The sequence below is a fragment of the Streptomyces sp. NBC_00104 genome (assembly GCF_045160825.1).
In the GTDB taxonomy this organism is placed as follows: Bacteria; Actinomycetota; Actinomycetes; order Streptomycetales; family Streptomycetaceae; genus Streptomyces.
Genome location: NZ_CP108215.1, coordinates 6315503 through 6336882 on the forward strand (window position 1 = coordinate 6315503; position 21380 = coordinate 6336882).

General features: G+C 70.9%; 19 protein-coding genes. 8 read left to right on the top strand and 11 right to left on the bottom strand.

Annotated elements, in window-relative coordinates; genetic code table 11:
• Window positions 1–159: 159 nt before the first annotated feature.
• A complete protein-coding gene (locus tag OG272_RS27855; RefSeq protein WP_326579624.1) occupies window positions 160–1563 on the bottom strand; it encodes an ArsA family ATPase in 1404 nt (467 codons plus the stop codon).
• The gene (locus OG272_RS27860; protein ID WP_326579622.1) at window positions 1560–2537 is read right to left on the bottom strand and encodes an ArsA-related P-loop ATPase; all 978 of its coding nucleotides are present in this window, start codon (window positions 2535–2537) and stop codon (window positions 1560–1562) included. The genes OG272_RS27855 and OG272_RS27860 overlap by 4 nt, the downstream gene beginning before the upstream one ends.
• A 163-nt stretch (window positions 2538–2700) precedes the next feature.
• Here OG272_RS27860 and OG272_RS27865 point away from each other — a divergent pair, with 163 nt between their 5' ends.
• The 4 genes from OG272_RS27865 (at window position 2701) to OG272_RS27880 (ending at window position 5234) form a co-directional block, all read left to right on the top strand.
• Window positions 2701–2859 (top strand): DUF4177 domain-containing protein, encoded by a 159-nt coding sequence (locus tag OG272_RS27865; protein WP_086785308.1) that lies wholly within the window; start codon window positions 2701–2703, stop codon window positions 2857–2859.
• Window positions 2856–3323 carry a RidA family protein gene (locus tag OG272_RS27870; RefSeq protein ID WP_326579615.1) on the top strand — a complete coding sequence of 156 codons (468 nt, stop codon included), beginning with the start codon at window positions 2856–2858 and terminating at the stop codon, window positions 3321–3323. Before OG272_RS27865 ends, OG272_RS27870 begins: the two co-directional genes overlap by 4 nt.
• 62 nt (window positions 3324–3385) lie before the next feature.
• Window positions 3386–4255 (top strand): NUDIX hydrolase, encoded by an 870-nt coding sequence (locus tag OG272_RS27875; protein WP_327728430.1) that lies wholly within the window; start codon window positions 3386–3388, stop codon window positions 4253–4255.
• Between the two features lie 148 nt (window positions 4256–4403).
• The gene (locus OG272_RS27880) at window positions 4404–5234 is read left to right on the top strand and encodes an MBL fold metallo-hydrolase (protein ID WP_327728429.1); all 831 of its coding nucleotides are present in this window, start codon (window positions 4404–4406) and stop codon (window positions 5232–5234) included.
• A gap of 216 nt (window positions 5235–5450) precedes the next feature.
• Here the strand turns inward: OG272_RS27880 and OG272_RS27885 are convergent, their stop codons facing one another.
• Together OG272_RS27885 and OG272_RS27890 are read right to left on the bottom strand one after the other, a co-directional pair.
• Window positions 5451–6347, bottom strand: coding sequence for a nucleotidyltransferase domain-containing protein (locus OG272_RS27885; RefSeq protein ID WP_328223767.1), 897 nt, complete (start codon window positions 6345–6347; stop codon window positions 5451–5453).
• 415 nt (window positions 6348–6762) lie between these two features.
• A complete protein-coding gene (locus OG272_RS27890; protein ID WP_005476003.1) occupies window positions 6763–7437 on the bottom strand; it encodes a Crp/Fnr family transcriptional regulator in 675 nt (224 codons plus the stop codon).
• Window positions 7438–7688: 251 nt separating this feature from the next.
• On the opposite strand from OG272_RS27890, the gene nth reads away from it, so the two are divergent.
• The 3 genes from nth to OG272_RS27905 all read left to right on the top strand — a co-directional run bounded on the left by nth (window position 7689) and on the right by OG272_RS27905 (window position 10886).
• Entirely contained in the window at window positions 7689–8672 is a 984-nt protein-coding gene (gene nth, locus OG272_RS27895; RefSeq protein ID WP_405895139.1) for an endonuclease III, read from the top strand.
• Window positions 8673–8835: 163 nt separating this feature from the next.
• The gene (locus OG272_RS27900) at window positions 8836–9567 is read left to right on the top strand and encodes a CoA pyrophosphatase (RefSeq protein WP_326579603.1); all 732 of its coding nucleotides are present in this window, start codon (window positions 8836–8838) and stop codon (window positions 9565–9567) included.
• 119 nt (window positions 9568–9686) lie between these two features.
• Window positions 9687–10886, top strand: coding sequence for a MarP family serine protease (locus tag OG272_RS27905; protein ID WP_326579601.1), 1200 nt, complete (start codon window positions 9687–9689; stop codon window positions 10884–10886).
• Between the two features lie 52 nt (window positions 10887–10938).
• Here OG272_RS27905 and OG272_RS27910 read toward each other — a convergent pair whose 3' ends face one another.
• The 6 genes from OG272_RS27910 to OG272_RS27935 all read right to left on the bottom strand — a co-directional run bounded on the left by OG272_RS27910 (window position 10939) and on the right by OG272_RS27935 (window position 18801).
• Window positions 10939–11118 (bottom strand): hypothetical protein, encoded by a 180-nt coding sequence (locus OG272_RS27910; protein WP_326579599.1) that lies wholly within the window; start codon window positions 11116–11118, stop codon window positions 10939–10941.
• Between the two features lie 128 nt (window positions 11119–11246).
• Window positions 11247–12209, bottom strand: a complete 963-nt coding sequence (locus OG272_RS27915; protein ID WP_327728425.1) for an alpha/beta hydrolase — start codon at window positions 12207–12209, stop codon at window positions 11247–11249.
• Window positions 12206–12685, bottom strand: a complete 480-nt coding sequence (locus OG272_RS27920) for a phage holin family protein (protein ID WP_326579594.1) — start codon at window positions 12683–12685, stop codon at window positions 12206–12208. The genes OG272_RS27915 and OG272_RS27920 overlap by 4 nt, the downstream gene beginning before the upstream one ends.
• 51 nt (window positions 12686–12736) lie before the next feature.
• The gene (nhaA, locus tag OG272_RS27925; protein WP_328223768.1) at window positions 12737–14140 is read right to left on the bottom strand and encodes a Na+/H+ antiporter NhaA; all 1404 of its coding nucleotides are present in this window, start codon (window positions 14138–14140) and stop codon (window positions 12737–12739) included.
• 156 nt (window positions 14141–14296) lie between these two features.
• Window positions 14297–16255, bottom strand: a complete 1959-nt coding sequence (acs, locus tag OG272_RS27930) for an acetate--CoA ligase (RefSeq protein ID WP_326579590.1) — start codon at window positions 16253–16255, stop codon at window positions 14297–14299.
• Window positions 16256–16425: 170 nt separating this feature from the next.
• Window positions 16426–18801 (bottom strand): SulP family inorganic anion transporter, encoded by a 2376-nt coding sequence (locus tag OG272_RS27935; protein ID WP_327728423.1) that lies wholly within the window; start codon window positions 18799–18801, stop codon window positions 16426–16428.
• 264 nt (window positions 18802–19065) lie between these two features.
• Here OG272_RS27935 and OG272_RS27940 point away from each other — a divergent pair, with 264 nt between their 5' ends.
• The gene (locus tag OG272_RS27940; RefSeq protein WP_327728422.1) at window positions 19066–20373 is read left to right on the top strand and encodes a hypothetical protein; all 1308 of its coding nucleotides are present in this window, start codon (window positions 19066–19068) and stop codon (window positions 20371–20373) included.
• Between the two features lie 6 nt (window positions 20374–20379).
• Here OG272_RS27940 and OG272_RS27945 read toward each other — a convergent pair whose 3' ends face one another.
• A complete protein-coding gene (locus OG272_RS27945) occupies window positions 20380–21360 on the bottom strand; it encodes an ATP-binding protein (protein WP_327728421.1) in 981 nt (326 codons plus the stop codon).
• Window positions 21361–21380 lie beyond the last annotated feature (20 nt).

Consider the following 21380-nt stretch of genomic DNA (forward strand, 5'->3'; position numbering starts at 1 on the left):
TGCCCCGAGACGTGGATCGGCGGTCGGGCATGGTTCGGTGCTCGGACGGGCGTACGGTTCTCGGACGGTCGAAGGTCTTCGGGTCGTTGTCGAAAGTCTCGGTCGTCCGGCAGGAGTTCGCCGGCAGGAGTTCGCCGGTGGGGTTCGGTCGGCAGAGGTTCAGTTGTCGGAGGTAGGCAGCTCCGGCCCGATGGCCGCGAGCCGGTCCCCGATGTCCCGCAGACCCGCCAGGTCGTGGACATCACCGGGCAGTGCGGCCACTTCGACCACGGGCACCTCGGGGTGCAGCGCGGTGAAGCGGTCGCGCGTGCGCTGCTCCCGGGAGAGCAGTCGCATCCGCTCGGCGTGCAGCCTGAGCAGGCCTGCCGTGAGCTGTTCCACGGTCAGGTCCGGAGTGACGTCCTGGTCGGTGACGTTCTGGTCGGCAACGGCCTGGTTCTGCTCGTCCGGGGCGGGGGAGCCGTCCTCGGTGCCGGTCGTCGCGGGAGAGTCGGGACTGGCTGAACTGTCTGAACTGCCGTACGTGTCGGGAGAGTTACGAACTGCTTTCCCGTCCATATGATCCACAATGCGGGGCTCGTCAAGATTTTCCGCAGCGGCGAGCGCGCGCTCGGCGGACAGCTGAGCCGCGCCGCTGCCATGCACGCGGTTCAGCACCAGCCCGGCCAGCGGCATGTCCTCGGCGGCCAGCCGCTCCACGAAGTACGCCGCCTCGCGCAGCGCGTCCCGCTCGGGCGCCGCCACCACCAGGAAGGCGGTGCCGGGCGCCTGGAGCAGCTTGTACGTGGCGTCCGCGCGCGTACGGAAGCCGCCGAACATCGAGTCCATGGCGGCCACGAACGTCTGGACGTCCTTCAGCAGTTGACCGCCGAGCAGCTTGCCCAGGGCGCCCGTCATCATCGACATGCCGACGTTCAGGAACTTCATGCCGGCCCGCCCGCCGACCTTCGCCGGCGCCAGCAGTACCCGGATCAGCTTGCCGTCGAGGAACGAGCCGAGCCGCTTGGGGGCATCCAGGAAGTCCAGCGCCGAACGGGACGGCGGAGTGTCGACGATGATGAGATCCCAGTCGTCCCGGGCCCGCAGCTGGCCCAGCTTCTCCATCGCCATGTACTCCTGCGTGCCCGCGAAGCCCGCCGAGAGGGACTGGTAGAACGGGTTGCTCAGGATCGCGGAGGCCCGGCCGGGGTCCGAGTGCGCCTCGACGATCTCGTCGAAGGTGCGCTTCATGTCGAGCATCATGGCGTGCAGTTCGCCGTCCCCGTCGATGCCCTTCACCCGCCGCGGGGTGTTGTCCAGCGAGTCGATGCCCATGGACTGGGCGAGCCGCCGGGCCGGGTCGATGGTGAGCACGACCACCTTGCGGCCACGCTCCGCGGCCCGCAGCCCGAGGGCCGCCGCCGTGGTCGTCTTGCCCACACCGCCGGCGCCGCAGCACACCACGATGCGGGTCTCCGGGGCGTCGAGCAGCGGATCGACCGCGAGGGGGCGGGTCGAGCTGACCACGCGGTGTCCGTCGGGGGAGTGCGCCGAATCGTGCGCGGCGGCCGGGTCCGGAGTCATGAGATCCCTTGCTGACGCAGTTCCGTGGCCAGTTCGTACAGGCCCGCCAGGTCCATTCCCTCGGCGAGCAACGGCAGTTCGTGCAGCGGCAGGTCCAGCTCGCCCAGTACGCCCCGCTGTTCGTGCTCCAGGGTGTACCGCTCGGCGTACTCCTCGGCCTGGGTGAGCAGCGGCTCCACCAGCCGCTCGGCGTTGCCGCCGCGCCGCGCGCCGCCCAGGCCCGCTGTGGACAGGGACTTGGCGACGGCCGTCCGCGGTACCGCGCGCGCGAACTCGAGCTCGTCGGCGTCCAGCACCTCCGGCCGCACCATGTTGACGATGATCCGTCCCACCGGCAGCTTCGCGCCCCGCAGCTCGGCGATGCCGTCCGCCGTCTCCTGGACGGGCATCTCCTCCAGCAGCGTCACCAGATGCACGGCCGTCTCGGGTGACTTCAGGACCCGCATGACGGCCTGGGCCTGATTGTGTATCGGGCCGATCTTCGCGAGGCCCGCCACCTCGTCGTTGACGTTCAGGAAGCGGGTGATGCGCCCGGTGGGTGGCGCGTCCATCACCACGTAGTCGTACGCGAACCGCCCGCTCTTCTCCTTGCGGCGCACCGCCTCGCAGGCCTTGCCGGTCAGCAGCACGTCCCTCAGGCCGGGCGCGACGGTGGTCGCGAAGTCGATGGCGCCGAGCTTCTTCAGGGCCCGGCCCGCCCCGCCCAGCTTGTAGAACATCTGGAGGTAGTCCAACAGGGCCAGTTCGGGGTCGATGGCCAGCGCGTACACCTCCCCGCCCCCGGGTGCCACCGCGATCTTCCGCTCCTCGTACGGCAGTGCCTCTGCCTCGAAGAGCTGCGCGATGCCCTGTCTGCCCTCGACCTCGACCAGGAGGGTGCGCTTCCCCTCGGTCGCGAGGGCGAGCGCGAGTGCGGCGGCGACCGTGGTCTTTCCGGTCCCGCCCTTGCCGCTGACGACCTGGAGCCTGCTCACGTATTCGAGCCTAACCAGTCCGCGCGCGGCGTACGCGGGAGGCTGTGGACAACTTGTGCCCTCCCCGTCTGTCGGCCCCCACCTGTCCGGGCCGCCGAGCCGACCGGGGACAGCGGCGGAACCCGTGCCGGACAGCGGCCGGGCAGCGGATAAAGTCGGCCACATGACCAAGTGGGAATACGCAACCGTGCCGCTGCTCGTCCATGCCACGAAGCAGATTCTGGACACCTGGGGCGAGGACGGCTGGGAGCTCGTCCAGGTCGTGCCCGGGCCGAACAACCCCGAGCAGTTGGTGGCCTACCTGAAGCGGCCCAAGCCGTGAGCGCCGTCGAGGCCAAGCTCGTGGAACTCGGGCTGAGGCTGCCCGAGGTCGTCCCGCCGCTCGCCGCGTACCAGCCGGCCGTCCAGTCCGGCGTGTACGTGTACACCGCCGGCCAGCTCCCCATGGTGGACGGCAAGCTGCCCGTGACCGGCAAGGTCGGCGCGGAGGTCACCCCCGAGGAGGCCAAGGAACTCGCCCGCACCTGCGCGCTGAACGCACTCGCCGCCGTCAAGTCCGTGGCCGGAGACCTGGACCGTGTCGCGCGCGTGGTGAAGGTCGTCGGTTTCGTGGCCTCGGCCTCCGACTTCACGGGCCAGCCCGCCGTGCTGAACGGTGCGAGCGAACTCCTGGGCGCCGTCTTCGGCGACAAGGGCGTCCACGCGCGCAGCGCGGTCGGCGTGGCGGTACTGCCGCTGGACGCGCCGGTCGAGGTGGAGCTCCAGGTGGAACTCACCGTCGCGTAGCCGACACCAAGATCGCGGAGGCTCACTCGAACATCAGCCCGTGACGAGTTAGCCTCCGCACCATGGCAAACGGGCAGTGGTACCCAGCCGAGTGGCCCGACCGCATCCGCGCACTCGCGGCCGGCACGCTGACACCGGTGACCCCCAGGCGGGCCGCCACCGTCATGCTGCTCAAGGACACGGCCGACACTCCGGTCGTGCACATGCTGCGCAGACGCGCCTCCATGGCTTTCGCCGGGGGCGCGTACGCGTATCCGGGCGGCGGAGTGGACCCGCGCGACGACGACCACCAGATCCGCTGGGCGGGCCCCACGCGCGCGTGGTGGGCGTCCAGGCTCGGCGTCGACGAGACCGACGCCCAGGCGATCGTCTGCGCGGCCGTCCGGGAGACGTACGAGGAGGCGGGCGTCCTGCTCGCCGGCCCCAGCTCCGACACGGTGGTCGGCGACACCACGGGCGACGACTGGGAGACGGACCGCGCGGCGGTGGCCGCCCGGGAGCTGTCCTTCGCGGAGTTCCTGGAGCGCAGGGGGCTGGTCCTGCGGTCCGACCTGCTGGGCGCCTGGGCCCGCTGGATCACCCCCGAGTTCGAGTCCCGTCGCTACGACACCTGGTTCTTCGTGGCCGCCCTCCCACAGGGCCAGCGCACCCGCAACGCCTCCACGGAGGCCGACCGCACGGTGTGGATCCGCCCCCGGGACGCGGCGGCCGGCTACGACAAGGGCGAGCTGCTGATGATGCCGCCCACCATCGCGACCCTGCGCCGGCTCGCGGAGTACGACACGGCCGCCGCCGCGCTCGCCGCCGCACCCGCCCGCGACCTGACCCCCGTCCTCGCCCGAGCCCGCCTGGAGAACGACGACGTGGTGCTCTCCTGGCCCGGCCACGACGAGTTCACCAAGCGCATCGCGGCCGCCGGAGACTCCCCATGACGGACGCGACAGCCCTCCCGGGCAGGCCGGGAGCCGCGGCCCCGCTCCCTCACCGGCCCCTCGCGCCACCACACGGGCGTCGAGACGGGTCGCGGGCCCGCGACCGGCACCGTGACACTCCGCCCATCCCGCTGGAAGGCACCCCCGTATGACCGACGCAGCAGCCCTCCCCGGCCAGCCCAGGGGCGGAGTCCTGTCGGGGCCCGCCACCGCGCGCGCGGTCAACGTGCTCGCGCCGAACGCGTCCGTGATGACGCTGGACGGAACCAACACCTGGATCGTGTCCGAGCCGGACTCCGACTCGGCGGTCGTGATCGACCCGGGCCCGCTCGACGACGCCCACCTGCGCAACGTCGTCGACACGGCGGAGAAGGCCGGCAAGCGGATCGCGCTGACCCTGCTCACGCACGGGCACCCGGACCACGCGGAGGGCGCCGCCCGCTTCGCCGGGCTGACCAGGACGAACGTACGGGCCCTGGACCCGGCGCTGCGGCTCGGCGACGAAGGGCTGGGCGCCGGCGACGTCGTCGCGGTCGGCGGCCTGGAACTCCGCGTCGTGCCCACCCCAGGCCACACCGCCGACTCGCTCTGCTTCCACCTCCCGGCGGACGGGGCCGTCCTGACCGGCGACACCGTCCTCGGGCGCGGTACGACGGTCGTGGCCCACCCCGACGGGCGTCTCGGCGACTATCTCGACTCCCTCCGCCGCCTCAGGTCCCTCACGGTCGACGACGGCGTCCACACCGTCCTCCCCGGCCACGGTCCCGTCCTGGAGGACGCCCAGGGCGTCGTCGAGTTCTACCTCGCCCACCGCGCCCACCGGCTCGCCCAGGTCGAAACGGCCGTCGAGAACGGCTACCGCACCCCCGGCGAGGTCGTCGCCCACGTCTACGCGGACGTCGACCGCTCCCTGTGGCCGGCCGCGGAACTCTCGGTACGGGCCCAGATCGAGTACCTGACCGAGCACGGCCTGATCTGACCCGATCCGAGGCGGGCCTGAGCGGCCGTCTCCGGGCCCGGACCGCCCGGGGGACCTGAGCGGCCGTCTCCGGGCCCGGACCGCCCGGGGGGCGCCACGGCCGCCCGCGGGGCGCCACAGGGCCTCAGAGCCCTCTCAGGCCCCAGCAGCCCCTCTCAGAGGCGCCAGGCAGGCCTCCGGTGTGCCCCCAGCGCCTCACCAGGCGCCCCGGGGCCCTCACCGGTCCCCGGGGCGCGGCGCTTTGACCCCGTGCACGCGCGCGTACTCCCCGGCCAGCCAGGGCCCGAGATCCTCCACGTACGACCGCAGTACGACGTCATGAGCACCCGGGCCACCCGGGAGGCTCGGGCCACCTGGGCCACCCGGGTGGCCCCGTCCGCCCGGCCCGGCATCCGGCTCGTATCCCGCTCCCGCCACCGCCGCCGCGCGCATCTGGGCAGCACGTTCGGGGTAGTACTCGCCGAACGCCTCCGCCATCTCGTGCAGATCACTGGTCCAGCCGTTCCAGCGGGGCATGACAAGCGTGAACCCGGTCCGGACGAGCCGACGTGAGCAACCGCGGACGAGCGACCGCCGGGCGTCGTCCGTGTCGGCTTCCGCGATCCGTTCACGCCAGCGCGGCAGAAGCAGCGCGAGGTCGCCGTTGGTCTCGCGCGCGAGGAGCGAGTCCGGCCGATAGCGGGGCAGGTCCTCCGCCAGGTCCTCACCCAGCAGTGGGGTGCACAGACAGGCCACGAACCAGCCCAGGTCGTACCGCTCCAGGTCGCTGAGCACCTGCGCCCTGCTGACCAGCAGCGTCCCGGCCCCGTCGATCTGCGGGAACTCCTCGTCCAACGTCTCGTCCAGCACCCGCGCCCTCGCCCGGTCGGCCTCCGTGGGCTCCTCCCGCAACACCAGCAGCAGATCGAGGTCACTGCGCCCCGGGCGAGCCGTTCCCCGGGGAATCGACCCATAGAGGTACGCACTGTGCAGCCGCGCCCCGAACCCGTTCAGAACCCGATCCCGAGCAACTGCCACCACGGGCCGAAACACCCCACCCACCCGCCCCAACGCCCCCTCCCGCTCGATATACCCCCGACTGTCCAGCCCTCTACGACGCCCGATTTCGGCCATGGGACCACTGTGACCGGAGGGGTCCGCGGGGGCAGGTTATTTATGCGGGAGGGGGCGACTGGCAGATGGAGAGGGCGCCCCGAATCGGTTGGGGACCTCGAGAAGGGATCCGTGGAACCCCATGAATCACTCGGGGGTTCAGGGGGCGCAGCGCGCCCCTGGCGGGGTCGGGGGCGGAGCCCCGTGAGGGCGGGGTCGAAGGGGCGGCAGCCCCTGGGGAGGGGATCGGGTAAGGGCGGCGGGGCGAAGACAATGGGGCCCGCCCCGCGAACGAGACGAACCCCATCGACGTACGAACCGACCCTACGGACCGGACCGGAGCCGGACCGGCACCCGAGCCGAAGGGAGCCCCAGCCGAACGGAGCCCCAGCCGAACCGGCACCCGAGCCGAGCCGACGTGCAACCGCTCCCCGCGTCAGCGCGACCGCTTGGCCAGCCGCTCCACATCCAGCAGGATCACCGCGCGAGCCTCCAACCGCAGCCACCCCCGCTGCGCGAAGTCCGCCAGCGCCTTGTTCACGGTCTCCCGCGACGCACCCACCAGCTGCGCCAGCTCCTCCTGCGTGAGGTCGTGCACCACGTGGATGCCCTCCTCCGACTGCACACCGAACCGCCGGGAAAGGTCCAGCAGCGCCCGAGCGACCCGCCCGGGAACGTCCGAGAACACGAGGTCGGACATCTGGTCGTTGGTCTTGCGCAGCCGCCGCGCGACGGCACGCAGCAGCGCCGCGGCCACCTCGGGCCGCGCGTTCAGCCACGGCTGCAGGTCGCCGTGGCCGAGGCCGAGCAGCTTGACCTCGGTCAGCGCGGTGGCCGTCGCCGTCCGCGGGCCCGGGTCGAACAGCGACAGCTCGCCGATCAGCTCACCGGGACCGAGCACGGCCAGCATGTTCTCGCGGCCGTCGGGCGACGCGCGGTGCAGCTTCACCTTGCCTTCGGTGACCACATAAAGGCGGTCACCCGGGTCGCCCTCGTGGAAGAGAGCGTCACCGCGCGCGAGGGTCACCTCACTCATGGAGGCGCGGAGCTCCGCGGCCTGCTCGTCATCGAGCGCCGCGAAGAGCGGGGCGCGCCGCAGAACGTCGTCCACGAGTTCTCTCCTTGTCGACCTGCTCAGGGGATCTTGCTCCCCGTACTACCAGGGGACCGTGTTCCCCATCTTGCCGGACGGACCAAACAGTGTGATCTGTCACAAGGATGCCGCACACATGTCCCGGGGTAAGCGTCAGGGGTCCAATTGGGGGCCGATCTTCTGGGCCCGGGGCGGATGTCGGTGCCGGGCTTTAGGCTGGCCGGGTGTCCAAATCGCCGGTGAGAGCACAGGCCAAGGGGGCTGGGCGGGTGGTTGTACGGCGCGATTCCGCTGTGGGCGAACAGGGCCCCACGGGAGCGAACAAAACGGCAAAGGCGACGAAGGTGTCCGATCCATCAGCGGCGGAGAACCCCGCCCAGAAGACCACGGCTCCGGCGAAGAGGACCACGGCTCCGGCGAAGAGGACCACGGCTCCGGCGAAGAGGACCACGGCTCCGGCGAGGAGGCCCGCCAAGCCCGAGTCCCGGACGGCTCTCGTCCGCCGTGCCCGTCGCATCAACCGCGAACTCGCCGAGGTGTACCCGTACGCGCACCCGGAGTTGGACTTCGAGAACTCCTTCCAGCTGGTCGTCGCGACGGTCCTGTCCGCGCAGACGACCGATCTGCGGGTCAACCAGACGACACCGGCGCTCTTCGCGAAGTACCCCACCCCCGAGGACCTGGCCGCCGCCGACCCGCAGGAGGTCGAGGAGATCCTGCGGCCGTGCGGGTTCTTCCGGGCCAAGACGAAGTCGGTGATGGGTCTGTCGAAGGCCCTGGTGGAGAACCACGGGGGAGAGGTCCCCGGCCGTCTCGAGGACCTCGTCAAGCTGCCCGGCGTCGGCCGCAAGACCGCCTTCGTCGTGCTGGGCAACGCCTTCGGCCGGCCCGGAATCACCGTGGACACGCACTTCCAGCGGCTCGTCCGGCGCTGGAAGTGGACCGAGGCGACCGACCCGGACAAGATCGAGGCGGCCATCGGCGCGCTCTTCCCGAAGAGCGAGTGGACGATGCTGTCGCACCACGTGATCTTCCACGGCCGCCGTATCTGCCACGCCCGCAAACCGGCCTGCGGCGCCTGCCCCATCGCCCCGCTCTGCCCGGCGTTCGGCGAGGGCGAGACGGACCCGGAGAAGGCCAGGAAGCTCCTGAAGTACGAGAAGGGCGGCTTCCCCGGCCAGCGCCTCAAGCCCCCACAGTCCTACCTGGACGCGGGCGGCATCCCGGCCCCGCCCCTGGGAGCCGCCGGATGACGGCCCGCACGAAGCGACCGGGCGCGCACGCCACCGCGCGCCTCCACTCCGGCACGCGCCCTGCCCGCTCCGGCTCCCACCACCCTCAAGAGGGACGCGAAGCCCACGAGGAACGATCAGCGGTCCTCCGGGCGTTGGGACCGGAAGAACGACGGGGGTGGCTATGACACGCGCGAGCCGGACAGACGGCGGCACGGACACCGACAGCGGGCACCACACGCGCGACGGACGCGTGGCCCTGGACAAGACGGGCCTGCCCACCTGGCTGGACCCGGTGGTGCGCGCCGGTGAGACGGTCGAGCCACTGCAGCTGAGCCGCTTCCTGCCACCGGAGAACGGCTCGGGGCGGCAGTCGGCGGTCCTGATCCTGTTCGGCGAGGGGCCGAGCGGGCCCGAGCTGCTGCTCATGGAGCGCGCCGGCTCACTCCGGTCGCACGCCGGCCAGCCGTCGTTCCCCGGCGGCGCCCTCGACCCCGAGGACGGCGACCCGCGGACCGACGGCCCGCTGCGCGCCGCCCTGCGCGAGGCCGAGGAGGAGACCGGCCTCGACCCCGCCGGCGTCCAGCTCTTCGGCGTGCTGCCCAAGCTGTACATCCCGGTGAGCGGCTTCGTCGTGACCCCCGTCCTGGGCTGGTGGCGACAGCCGACCCCGGTCAGGGCCGTCGACCCGAACGAGACGGCGCGCGTCTTCACCGTCCCCGTGGCGGATCTCACGGATCCGGCCAACAGAGCCACCGCCATTCACCCCCGCGGCTACGCAGGCCCGGCATTTCTGGTCGAATCGGCCCTGGTGTGGGGTTTCACGGCCGGAGTGATCGACCGTCTGCTGCACTACTCGGGCTGGGAGCGGCCTTGGGACCGCGAGAAGCAGGTCCCGCTCGACTGGCGCTCATGACAGGGTGTCTGCCGTGCTGCGTCTCCCGGGGCCTGTCGGGTCCCCCTGTCGCCGCGCGGCGGACCGGTCCCCCGGTCGGCATGTAGTGATCGCGAAGCGACGAGGCGAGGCTTGAAGCGGTGAACGTGCTGGACATCCTGTTGCTGGTCGCCGCTGTCTGGTTCGCGATCGTGGGCTACCGACAGGGCTTCGTCGTCGGCATCCTCTCGGTGATCGGCTTCCTCGGCGGCGGCCTCGTCGCGGTCTACGCCCTGCCCGTCATCTGGGACTGGATGACCGACAACTCCGAGGTGAGCACGGCCGCCGCCGTCGTCGCGGTGGTCGTCGTGATCGTCTGCGCCTCGGTCGGCCAGGCCCTGACCACCCACCTCGGCAACAAACTGCGCCGGTACATCACCTGGTCGCCGGCCCGCGCCCTGGACGCCACCGGCGGCGCCTTCGTCAACGTCGTGGCGATGCTCCTGGTCGCCTGGCTGATCGGTTCCGCACTCGCCGGGACGACACTGCCGACGCTCGGCAAGGAGGTCCGCAACTCCAAGGTGCTCCAGGGCGTGGCCGGGGCCCTGCCCCACCAGGCGGACACCTGGTTCGCGGACTTCTCCTCGGTCCTCACGCAGAACGGCTTCCCGCAGGTCTTCAGCCCCTTCTCGAACGAACCGATCACCGAGGTCCAGCCCCCCGACCCGGCGCTCGCGAACAGCCCGGTCGCCCAGCGTGCCAAGCGATCCATCGTCAAGGTCATGGGCACGGCCCAGAGTTGCGGCAAGGTCCTCGAAGGCACCGGCTTCGTCTTCGGCGAGCGCCGGGTGATGACCAACGCGCACGTGGTCGGCGGGGTCGACGAACCCACCGTCCAGATCGGCGGCGAGGGCCGCAAGTACGACGCCAAGGTCGTCCTCTACGACTGGGAGCGCGACATCGCCGTACTGGACGTGCCGAGCCTGAAGGCGCCCGTGCTGAAGTTCACCACCAAGGACGCCGCGAGCAGCGACGACGCGATCGTGGCGGGCTTCCCGGAGAACGGCTCGTACGACATCCGCCCCGCGCGCGTGCGCGGCCGCATCACGGCCAACGGCGCCGACATCTACAAGCGCGGCACCGTCCACCGCGACGTGTACTCGCTCTACGCGACGGTCCGTCAGGGCAACTCCGGCGGCCCGCTGCTCACGCCCGACGGCAAGGTCTACGGCGTGGTCTTCGCGAAGTCCCTCGACGACCCGGACACGGGTTACGCCCTCACCGCGGACGAGGTCGAGGAGGACATCACCAAGGGCCGTACGGCCAACCAGCAGGTGGACAGCGACAGCTGCGCGCTCTGAGGCCGGGTGGGGCCGGTGTCCTTGAGGTCCTGTGCGGGTCGCCCCGAACGGGTCAGGGACGAGGATGGCGCAGCCGGGCCGAGACCCAGCGGGCCCGGCGGCGCAGGATGCGCGGAATGCCCAGCCGGGGATCCGTGCCCGGCATTTGCGGGGCGCCCCTCTGGTGGGAGCTCAGGCCCGCGGCCGAGCGGCGGTTGCGTGCTGCGTCACTGTAGTCGTGCGTCCAGCCCATACCCCGACGTGTGCCCCCGCCCCAAGGTCGATAACCACCCCCACGCCCCTCAATTGGCCTATGCGCCGGGCAAGTAGCTGTTCGTGGAACAGGTGTTCACGTCCGGATAGCGGGCGACCTGGCCGGACTCACCGGTCGGGCTCGGGGTCCTTCAGCCAGTTGATGAGTTCGGCCGAGAACGCCACCGGGTCCTCCTCGTGCGGGAAGTGTCCCAGACCGTCGAACAGCCGCCAACGGTAAGGCGCTTCGACGTACTCCCCGGACCCGGCCGCGCTGCGGGTGCGCATCACCGGGTCGAGTGAACCGTGCAGGTGAAGGGTGGGGACACGCACCGGGCGCTTCATCCGGCGGTTGAACTGGATGCCGTCCGGGCGGGCCATGGACCGCACCATCCACCGGTACGGCTCGATCGAGCAGTGCGCCGTCGACGGGATGCACATCGCCCGCTGATACGCCTCCACGGCCTCGTCGTCCGGCAGCCGCGGCCCCGACCACTCCCGGATCAGCCGGCCGACCAGGGCGCCGTCGTCGGCGGTGAGCTGCCGCTCGGGGATCCAGGGGCGCTGGAAGCCCCAGATGTAGGAGCCCGCGGACGTCTGCTTGACGTCGGAGAGCATGGCCGAGCGCCAGCGCCGCGGGTGCGGCATCGAGGAGACCGCGAGCCGCCGTACGAGCTTGGGGCGCATCACGGCCGCCGTCCACGCCAGATAGCCGCCGAGGTCGTGGCCGACCAGCGCGGCGTCGGGCTCGCCGAGAGACCGTACGACCCCGGTGATGTCGAGGGCGAGGTTCGCGGGGTCGTAACCCCGGGGTGTGCGGTCGCTGCCACCGACCCCGCGCAGGTCCATGGCCACGGCCCGGAAGCCCGCGTCGGCGAGGGCGACCAGCTGGTGCCGCCAGGTCCACCAGAACTGCGGGAAGCCGTGCAGCAGCAGCACCAGCGGCCCGTCGCCCACCTCGGCGATGTGGAAGCGCGCGCCGTTGGCGGCCACGTCCCGGTGGATCAGCTCCTTGGCTCCGGGCACGTCGAGCCGTACGGGAGACGCGGGCTGATTCGAGGGGGCGGCCGGGGTGGTCGCGGGGTCGGTCATGACGTCGAGCGTGCCACAGCCTCGACGGCGTCGTCGGCCGGGGCGGGCCGGCGGGGGTGGGGCTTGGCGTTCTGCAGCACGCCCGCCGTCTGCTTCATGGAGGCCGCGACCTTCTGCGGGCCCTTCCCCTTCTTGGCCTTCTTCGAGAAGGCGACGCCGATGACCGTCAGTACGAGGGCGACCACCACGTTCGCCGCGAACGACAGCAGGAAGCAGATCGCCAGGTTCCAGTCGCTCCAGGTGCGAATGCCGTAGGCCAGGGCGAAGCTGAGCATCGGCAGGGAGAAGAGCAGCACCGCGCCGGCCGCGGTGAACGCCCCGCCGCCGACCACGCCTCGCTTGACGTCCTGCCTGAGTTGGGCCTTGGCCAGCGCGATCTCGTCGTGCACCAGCGCGGACATCTCGGCCGTCGCCGAGGCGAACAACTGGCCGACACTGCGTTCGGCTCCGACCGGGCTGCCGTCGGGTGCGCTCATCGGGGTCTCCCTCATATGCGTTTGTACGGTCCTGTGTACGGTCCTGTCAGATCATGCCGGACCGTCGTCGCCGACGCCTGCCCCGCCCGCGACTTCGGCAAGCCTGCGATGTTCCGCGGCCTTGCGTTCGTAGATCTCGGCCATGCGCAGGTGGTACGCCGGGTCGTCCTGTTCGTAGATGTCGGGGATGCCGTCGAGGTCGTCGTCACGCTCCTCGGCGGCCCACAGAGCCTGGTACTTGGCGTTCCTCAGCTTCAACAGGACGGTCGCCAGGACCGCCGCGACGAGCGAACCGGTGAGGACGGCCGCCTTGACGCCGTCGGTGAGCACCCGGTCGCCCTCGAAGGCCAGTTCGCCGATGAGCAGCGACACGGTGAAGCCGATCCCGGCGAGGGAGGAGACCGCGAAGACGTCCGGCCAGGACAGGTCCTCGGAGAGCGAGGCCCGGGTGAAGCGGGCGGTCAGCCACGTCCCGCCGAAGATCCCGATCGCCTTGCCGACGACCAGTCCGAGCACCACTCCGAGCGTCTCCGGCTGTGTGAACACCCTTTCCAGCGAGCCGGCCGACACCGCGACACCCGCGCTGAAGAGGGCGAACAGTGGCACCGCGAGACCGGCCGACAGGGGCCGCACAAGGTGCTCGACGCGCTCGCCGGGGGAGTGCTCCTCGCCTGCGCGCCGGGTGCAGCGCAGCATCAGCCCCATCGCGACACCGGCGATGGTGGCGTGCACGCCGCTGTTGTACATGAGCCCCCAGACGACGAGCGCCAGCGGCACGTACACGTACCAGCCGCGCACGCCCTTCCTCAGCAGCAGCCAGAAGACGGCGAGACCGGCGAACGCGCCGCCGAGCGCGGCGAAGTCGAGGTCGTCGGTGAAGAACACCGCGATGATCAGGATCGCGCACAGGTCGTCGACGACGGCGAGGGTGAGCAGGAAGGCCCGCAGCGCGTTCGGCAGGGAGGTGCCGATGACGGCGAGCACCGCCAGCGCGAAGGCGATGTCGGTCGCGGTGGGCACCGCCCAGCCGGACAGGGAGCCGCCGCCGGTGAGGTTGGTGAGCACGTAGACGAGCGCCGGTACGGCCATGCCGCACAGCGCGGCCACCACGGGCAGCGCGGCCGTCCTGGGGTCCCGGAGGTCACCGGCGACCAGCTCGCGCTTGAGTTCGATGCCGGCGACGAAGAAGAACACCGCGAGGAGGCCGTCCGCCGCCCAGTGCGCCACGGACAGGTCGAGGCCGAGCGCTTCGGGGCCGAAGCGGAAGTGGCTGACGCTCTCGTAGCTGTCGTGCAGTGCGGGGACGTTGACCCAGACCAGCGCGGTGACGGCGGCCAGGAGCAGCAGCACACCGCCGACGGTCTCCGTGCGCAGCGCGTCCGCCACGAAGGTCCGCTCGGGCAGGGAGAGCCGGTCGAGAACCTTGCGGGTGGGGGTGGTGCGGGACGCGGCCACGATGGGGACCTCCGGTCGGTGGGCAGCATGGATCGCTTGCCGACCAGACTTCCCGGCGCACCTTTTTCTCACTTTAGCCAAGGGGCGCCCGGCGTGCTTCCCGCCGGGTGCCCCTTCACGGACGTACGCCCTCCCCTGGGGGGGACGTACCCGATCTCAGTCCTCGCTCGGCGCCGCCGGCAGTTTGGCCTGGATCAGGTCCATCACCGTGGAGTCGGTCAGGGTCGTGACGTCACCGAGCTGCCGGTTCTCCGCCACGTCCCGCAGCAGTCGCCGCATGATCTTTCCGGAGCGGGTCTTCGGCAGTTCCTGCACCGGCAGGATCCGCTTCGGCTTGGCGATCGGGCCGAGGGTGGCGCCGACGTGGTTGCGGAGGTCGGCGACGAGGTTCTCGTCCTCGGCGTTCGCCGTACCACGCAGGATCACGAACGCGACGATCGCCTGACCGGTGGTCTCGTCGGCCGCGCCGACCACGGCCGCCTCTGCCACGGACGGGTGCGAGACGAGCGCGGACTCCACCTCGGTCGTCGAGATGTTGTGGCCCGACACGAGCATCACGTCGTCGACGCGCCCGAGGAGCCAGATGTCCCCGTCGTCGTCCTTCTTCGCCCCGTCACCGGCGAAGTACTTGCCCGCGAACCGCGACCAGTAGGTGTCCAGGAACCGCTGGTCGTCGCCCCAGATGGTGCGCAGCATCGACGGCCACGGCTCGGTGAGGACGAGATAGCCACCGCCGCCGTTCGGCACCTCGTTCGCCTCGTCGTCGACGACGGTCGCGCAGATGCCCGGCAGCGGAGTCTGCGCGGACCCCGGCTTGGTCGCCGTCACGCCCGGCAGTGGCGAGATCATCATCGCGCCGGTCTCGGTCTGCCACCAGGTGTCCACGATCGGCGTCGCGTCGGCCCCGATGTGCTTGCGGTACCAGATCCACGCCTCGGGGTTGATGGGCTCACCGACGGAGCCGAGGACGCGCAGGGAGGACAGGTCGAACTTCGCGGGGATGTCGTCGCCCCACTTCATGAACGTACGGATCGCCGTGGGTGCCGTGTAGAGGATCGTCACCCCGTACTTCTGCACGATCTCCCAGAACCGCCCCTGGTGCGGGGTGTCCGGCGTGCCCTCGTACATGACCTGCGTCGCGCCGTTCGCCAGCGGCCCGTAGACGATGTACGAGTGGCCGGTGACCCAGCCGACGTCGGCCGTGCACCAGTAGACGTCCGACTCCGGCTTGAGGTCGAAGACGGCGTGGTGGGTGTACGACGTCTGGGTGAGGTAGCCGCCGGAGGTGTGCAGGATGCCCTTGGGCTTACCCGTCGTGCCGGACGTGTACAGGATGAACAGCGGGTGCTCGGCCCCGAACGCCTGTGGGGTGTGCTCGGCGCTCTGCCGGTCGACGATCTCGTGCCACCACACGTCACGCGAGTCGTTCCACGCGACGTCCTGGCCGGTACGGCGGACGACGAGGACGTGCTCGACATTGCCGGCGCGGTCGGCCGCGTCGTCCACGGCCGGCTTGAGCGCGGACGGCTTGCCACGCCGGTAGCCGCCGTCGGAGGTGATGACCACCTTGGCGTCGGCGTCCTGGATACGGGTCGCGAGCGCGTCCGCGGAGAAGCCGCCGAACACGACGGAGTGCGCGGCGCCGATCCGGGCGCAGGCCAGCATCGCCACGGCCGTCTCCGGGATCATCGGCATATAGACCGCGACCCGGTCACCGGCCTGGACCCCCAACTCCAGCAGCGCGTTCGCGGCCTTGCTCACCTCGTCCTTCAACTCGGCGTAGGTGATGGCCCGGCTGTCCCCGGGCTCGCCCTCGAAGTGGATGGCGACCCGGTCGCCGTTCCCGGCCTCGACATGTCGGTCGACGCAGTTGTACGCGACGTTGAGCTCGCCGTCCTCGAACCATTTGGCGAACGGCGGGTTCGACCAGTCCAGCGTCTCGGTCGGCTCCTTGGCCCAGGTCAGCCGTCGGGCCTGAGCCGCCCAGAAGCCGAGCCTGTCAGCCCTGGCCTGCTCGTACGCCTCGGCCGTGACGTTGGCGTTCTCGGCCAGGTCAGCGGGCGGCGCGAAGCGGCGCTCCTCCTTCAAGAGGTTGGCCAGGCTTTCGTTGCTCACGACATCTCCCTTGCGGTGCTTTGCCGGGGCGACCGTTGTGTCCCAGGCCACAGCTCATCAGACCCGGACCCTCGATGACAAGGGCCTTCCTCGGATTGGTGTAGACCTGTGGGCGGGTGGCCCTGCGGGCAGGACGCCACCCGTTTCCACGGACCGGGACGGAGATCGGTTCACGCGCGCGTGTCGTGCAGGACCGTCCCGGTCGGGTCGGCCGCCCCGGCCGTACCGGAGACCTGATCGAAGACTCCGCTCTCGGGGGATCCCCCCGTGAGCAGGTACGCCTGTGCCTCGCCCACGTGGAAGTACATCCCGTGCAGTTCGAGCGCGCCCTCGCGCAGGGCGCGGGAGACGGACTCGTGGGCTCTCAGGTGTTCCAGCTGCTGGATGACGTTGGTCAGGCACAGCTGTTCGACGGCGTCGGCGGGTTCGCGGCCGGCGAGACGGGCCCAGGGGCGGTTCTTGTCGGTCGCGCGGTCCAGGCTGGGCCGGCCGTGCCGCAACCAGCGCTTGAGGGGGGTCTGCGCGCCGTGCGGGTCGGCCTTGAGCAGGGCCTGCATCGCTCCGCATCCGGAGTGCCCGCAGACCGTGATGGACCGCACGTGCAGCACGTCCACCGCGTACTCGATCGCGGCCGCCACCGAGTCGTCGCCGCTCTCCTCACCGGGCGGCGGCACGAGGTTGCCGACGTTGCGTACGACGAAGAGGTCACCGGGACCGCTGGAGGTGATCATCGATGTGACGAGCCGGGAGTCGGCGCAGGTCAGGAAGAGCTGCGAGGGCTGCTGCCCCTCGCGCGCGAGCCGGGCCAGCTCACCGCGGACCAGCGGAGCGGTGTTGCGCTGGAACGCGCTGATGCCGCGCGCCAGTTGATGGCTGTTCGGACCTTCGGCCGCCTCTTCCTGCGGGGTGCCCGCGGTCGGGGTGGCCGGGGCCTCGCACTGGTGGTTGCGCCACGGTGTCCAGGGCCGGCAGCGACAGCCGGCCGCCGAGGTGCTGGCGGGCTCGGCGATACGGGTGCCGGATCGGCCGGTGATCTCCACGGAGCCGCCGTGCGCGTGGTGCGCGTGCTGCCAGTCCTGCAGCGACTCGTATGCCGCGTGATCCATGAACGAGCCGTCCAGCTCCACCACGGCGGCGGCGCCTTGGGGGATCTGGTGCAGGGCGCGACTGAGACGGGGCACGGCGAGGAACGTCAACTGTCCTCGTACGTGGACGTGGTGGACTCCTTCCCTCTCCTCGTGGGTGATGCGGGTACGGGTGAGGCGGTGCAGGGCGACGCCGACCGCCACGGCGATGCCGAGCGCGACGCCTTCCAGGACGCCGAGGACGATGACACCCAGGGTGGTGACGGCGTAGACCAGCACCTCGCGGTGGCGGGTGACCGTACGGATGTGGTGCAGGGACACCATCTGGATCCCGACGGCCATCACCAGGGCGGCGAGTGAGGCGAGGGGGATCAGCTCCAGGACGGGGACCAGGAGCAGTGCGGCCGCTACCACCCAAACGCCGTGCAGCATCGTGGAGTTCCGGCTGGTGGCGCCGGCTCGGACATTGGCCGTACTGCGGACGGCGACGCCGGCGATCGGCAGGCCGCCGAGGACGCCGGAGACGACATTGGCCGCGCCCTGGCCGCGCAGCTCGCGGTCGAGGTCGGAACGCCCCACGTCGGTCCGTCCCGCCGCCAGCTTGTCCATGGCGACGGCTCCGAGGAGCGACTGCACGCTGCACACCAGCGTGGTGGTGAGGACGGCCGCGACCAGGCCGAGCGCCGGCCCCTCGGGCACTCCGGCCAGGGCGTGGCTCCGCCACGACGGAAGGTCGACCCTGGGCAGGCTCAGCGCGGCGAGCACGGCCGCCGCGGTGGCGCCCGCGACGGCGACGAGGGCTGCCGGGATGATGCGCAGCTGTCGGCCGACGCGGCCGGGGAGCCGGGGCCAGGCGAGCAGCAGGACGAGGGTGAGCACGCTCACGGAGACGGCGGCGGGGTGCAGGTGCGCCAGCAGGGCGGGCAGGGCGCTGACGTTGGCGCTGACCGAGCTCTGCGGGGTGCCGCCGAGCACGATGTGGAGTTGGGCGACGGCGATGGTGACGCCGATGCCGGCGAGCATGCCGTGCACGATCGCCGGGCTGACGGCGAGCGCCGAGCGGGCCACGCGCAGGTGGGCCAGGCCCAGTTGGGCGAGGCCGGCGAGCACGGTGATGGCGCAGGTGGTGCGCCAGCCGTACTGGTGGATGAGGTCGGCGGTGACCACGGTGAGGCCGGCTGCCGGGCCGCTGACCTGGAGGGGGGAGCCGCCCAGGCGCCCGGCGACGAGGCCTCCGACGGCGGCGGCGACGAGGCCGGCCTGGAGCGGGGCGTCGGTGGCGAGGGCGATGCCCAGGGACAGGGGGAGGGCGATCAGGAAGACCGCGAGGGAAGCGGACAGATCGGCGGCCGAGACACGGAACCGGCGACGCGGTCCCTTCGGCGGACTGTGCGGCTGGTGATCACCCTCCGTCCGGTTCGAGTCCGGGTCGATGGCATGGGTGGGGACGCAGGCGGACATGTTCTCCCGTCTCCTCCGGGGCTGCGCGGTCGCGTCGGTTCGCGGCCGTGGGGCACGGCGTACAGCGGCGGGATTTCTCAACGCTCAGTAAACGAATCGTAATGCAGGGTAAAGGATGTGCAAGAACATAAGCCGCAAATAGGTCATTAGATCACTCGTGGGGGTGAATGAAGCTTTTCATCGGCTTGTCGTATTAATCATGATCGGAACTCTGTGTGACCTTGGCCGCTCTGCCCCTGAGCGAAGGAAGAAGGTGGGCGGAACATGGCCGTCACCCAGAGGATCGCCGTCGGTGCCGCACTCGCCGCGACCTGCGCCGCGGCGCTCGCCGGATGCGGGATCGGTGAGCCGACCGGAACCGTCGGCCCGCCCGGCGCGAACAAGACGGAGAAAGCGGGCGGGCGGGGCGTGGCCGCCACGAAAGGGGGCGCGCCGGCGCCGCCCAAGACCGCGGTCCGCGTGATCGGCGACGGCTCCACCGCGTACACCGGTGTGCAGCCGCACCTGCCCCGGCCCGAACGGTTGAAGCCCGGTCAGAAACCCCCGCAGTTCGTTGTCTTCTCCTGGGACGGCGCCGGGGAGGACGGTCAGCGGCTCTTCTCGCACTTCCGCAAGGTGGCACGGGCCAACGACGCGACCATGACGTACTTCCTGAGCGGCGTGTACCTGCTGCCGGAGGAGAAGCGGGACCTGTACCGCCCGCCCCAGCACTCACCGGGCCGCTCGGACATCGGCTTCAACGACATCCGTGGAATCGAGGACACCGTGGACCAGCTGCGCGGCGCGTGGCTGGAGGGCGACGAGATCGGCACGCACTTCAACGGTCACTTCTGCGGCCCCGGCGGCGGGGTCGGCGAGTGGTCGGTCGAGGAGTGGAAGAGCGAGATCGCCCAGGCCAAGTCGTTCGTGAAGGCGTGGAAGACCAACATCGGCACGGAGAAGGCCGAGCCGCTGCCCTTCGACTACGACAAGGAGCTGATCGGCGCCCGCACACCCTGCCTGGAAGGCCGGCCGAACTTCCTGCGGGCCGCCCGCGAACTGGGCTTCCGCTACGACACCAGCGGCGTCAGGAACCAGGTCTGGCCCGAGAAGCAGGACGGGCTGTGGGACCTGTCGATGCAGCTCGTCCCCGTCCCCGGGCGGGACTTCGAGACGCTGACCATGGACTACAACTTCTACGTGAACCAGTCCGGGGCCCGGGCGGGTGCTTCGGCCAAGCGGGAGCACTGGGGCGACCAGTTCCGTGACGGTCTGCTCGCGGGCTTCGAGCGCGCCTACGAGGGCAACCGTGCGCCCCTGATCATCGGCAACCACTTCGAGTCCTGGAACGGCGGCGTCTACATGCGTGCCGTCGAGGAGACCGTCGAGGCGGTCTGTGGCAAGGCCGAGGTGCGCTGCGTCTCCTTCCGGCAACTCGCCGACTGGCTCGACGCCCAGGACCCGAAGGTCCTGGACAGGCTGCGCACCCTGGGGGTCGGTGAGTCCCCGAAGACGGGATGGGGGTCCTTCCTCTCCGGCGGACCGGCACCGGCCCCGAAGGGAGTCCCCGGGGCTCCGGCGGCCAAGCCGTAGCCGCTCTCACACGGCGGCGGTGGTCCTTTCGCCGAGCACGAACTCGGGGTCGATCTGCGCGGCCAGATCGGCCCCGGTCCGTTCGTTGCCCCAACTGGTCGCGTTCTTCAGGTGGAAGTGCGCCATCTGGCGGGTGTAACGCTCCCAGTCGCGCAGCTCGTACGTGGCGTCGGCGGCGTCGTGAAGGGCGCGCAGGGACTGGCGGTTGGTCTCCTCCAGGTGCTCGAAGCGGGGCGGACGGCCCTTCTCCAGGGCGCGTACCCAGTCCGAGTGCCCGATGGTGACCAGTAGGTCGTCCCCGACCTCGGCGTGGAGGAAGTCGAGGTCGTCGTCGCCCCGCACCTTGTTGCCGACGACCTTCAGGGCGACGCCGTAGTCACTGGCGTACTCCTTGTACTGGCGGTAGACGGAGACCCCCCTCCGGGTGGGCTCGGCGACGAGGAACGTCATGTCGAAGCGGGTGAACATGCCGGACGCGAAGGAGTCGGAACCGGCCGTCATGTCGACCACCACGTACTCGTCGCGGCCGTCCACCAGATGGTTCAGGAACAGCTCCACCGCTCCCGTCTTGGAGTGGTAGCAGGCGACGCCCAGGTCGGCGTCGGTGAAGGGGCCGGTGACCATCAGACGGACGGCGCCGCCGTCGAGTTCCACCGGGCGGGCGCAGGCGTCGTAGATCGCGTTGGGCTCGCAGATCCGCACCAGGCGGGAGCCGTCGCCGGGCGGGGTGGTCTTGATCATCGTCTCGGCGGAGGTGATCCGCGGGTTGGAGCCGCGCAGATGGTTCTTGATCAGCGGCAACCGGTCGCCCATCGCGGGCAGCTCGGCGGCCTCCGACTCGTCGAGGCCGAGAGCGGCGCCCAGGTGCTGGTTGATGTCGGCGTCGACGGCGACGACCGGCCTTCCGGAGGCGGCGAGATGGCGGATGAACAGGGAGGACAGCGTGGTCTTGCCACTCCCGCCCTTCCCGACGAAAGCAATTTTCATGTTCACTAACGGTAGTGGGG

Bases quoted from the DNA above. Each gene is read 5' to 3' on its own strand.
- OG272_RS27855 (WP_326579624.1), bottom strand. From the start codon at position 1,563: ATGACTCCGGACCCGGCCGCCGCGCACGATTCGGCGCACTCCCCCGAC.
- OG272_RS27865 (WP_086785308.1), top strand. From the start codon at position 2,701: ATGACCAAGTGGGAATACGCAACCGTGCCGCTGCTCGTCCATGCCACG.
- OG272_RS27875 (WP_327728430.1), top strand. From the start codon at position 3,386: ATGGCAAACGGGCAGTGGTACCCAGCCGAGTGGCCCGACCGCATCCGC.
- OG272_RS27880 (WP_327728429.1), top strand. From the start codon at position 4,404: ATGACCGACGCAGCAGCCCTCCCCGGCCAGCCCAGGGGCGGAGTCCTG.
- OG272_RS27885 (WP_328223767.1), bottom strand. From the start codon at position 6,347: ATGGCCGAAATCGGGCGTCGTAGAGGGCTGGACAGTCGGGGGTATATC.
- OG272_RS27900 (WP_326579603.1), top strand. From the start codon at position 8,836: ATGACACGCGCGAGCCGGACAGACGGCGGCACGGACACCGACAGCGGG.
- OG272_RS27910 (WP_326579599.1), bottom strand. From the start codon at position 11,118: ATGGGCTGGACGCACGACTACAGTGACGCAGCACGCAACCGCCGCTCG.
- OG272_RS27915 (WP_327728425.1), bottom strand. From the start codon at position 12,209: ATGACCGACCCCGCGACCACCCCGGCCGCCCCCTCGAATCAGCCCGCG.
- OG272_RS27920 (WP_326579594.1), bottom strand. From the start codon at position 12,685: ATGAGCGCACCCGACGGCAGCCCGGTCGGAGCCGAACGCAGTGTCGGC.
- OG272_RS27935 (WP_327728423.1), bottom strand. From the start codon at position 18,801: ATGTCCGCCTGCGTCCCCACCCATGCCATCGACCCGGACTCGAACCGG.
- OG272_RS27940 (WP_327728422.1), top strand. From the start codon at position 19,066: ATGGCCGTCACCCAGAGGATCGCCGTCGGTGCCGCACTCGCCGCGACC.
- OG272_RS27945 (WP_327728421.1), bottom strand. From the start codon at position 21,360: ATGAAAATTGCTTTCGTCGGGAAGGGCGGGAGTGGCAAGACCACGCTG.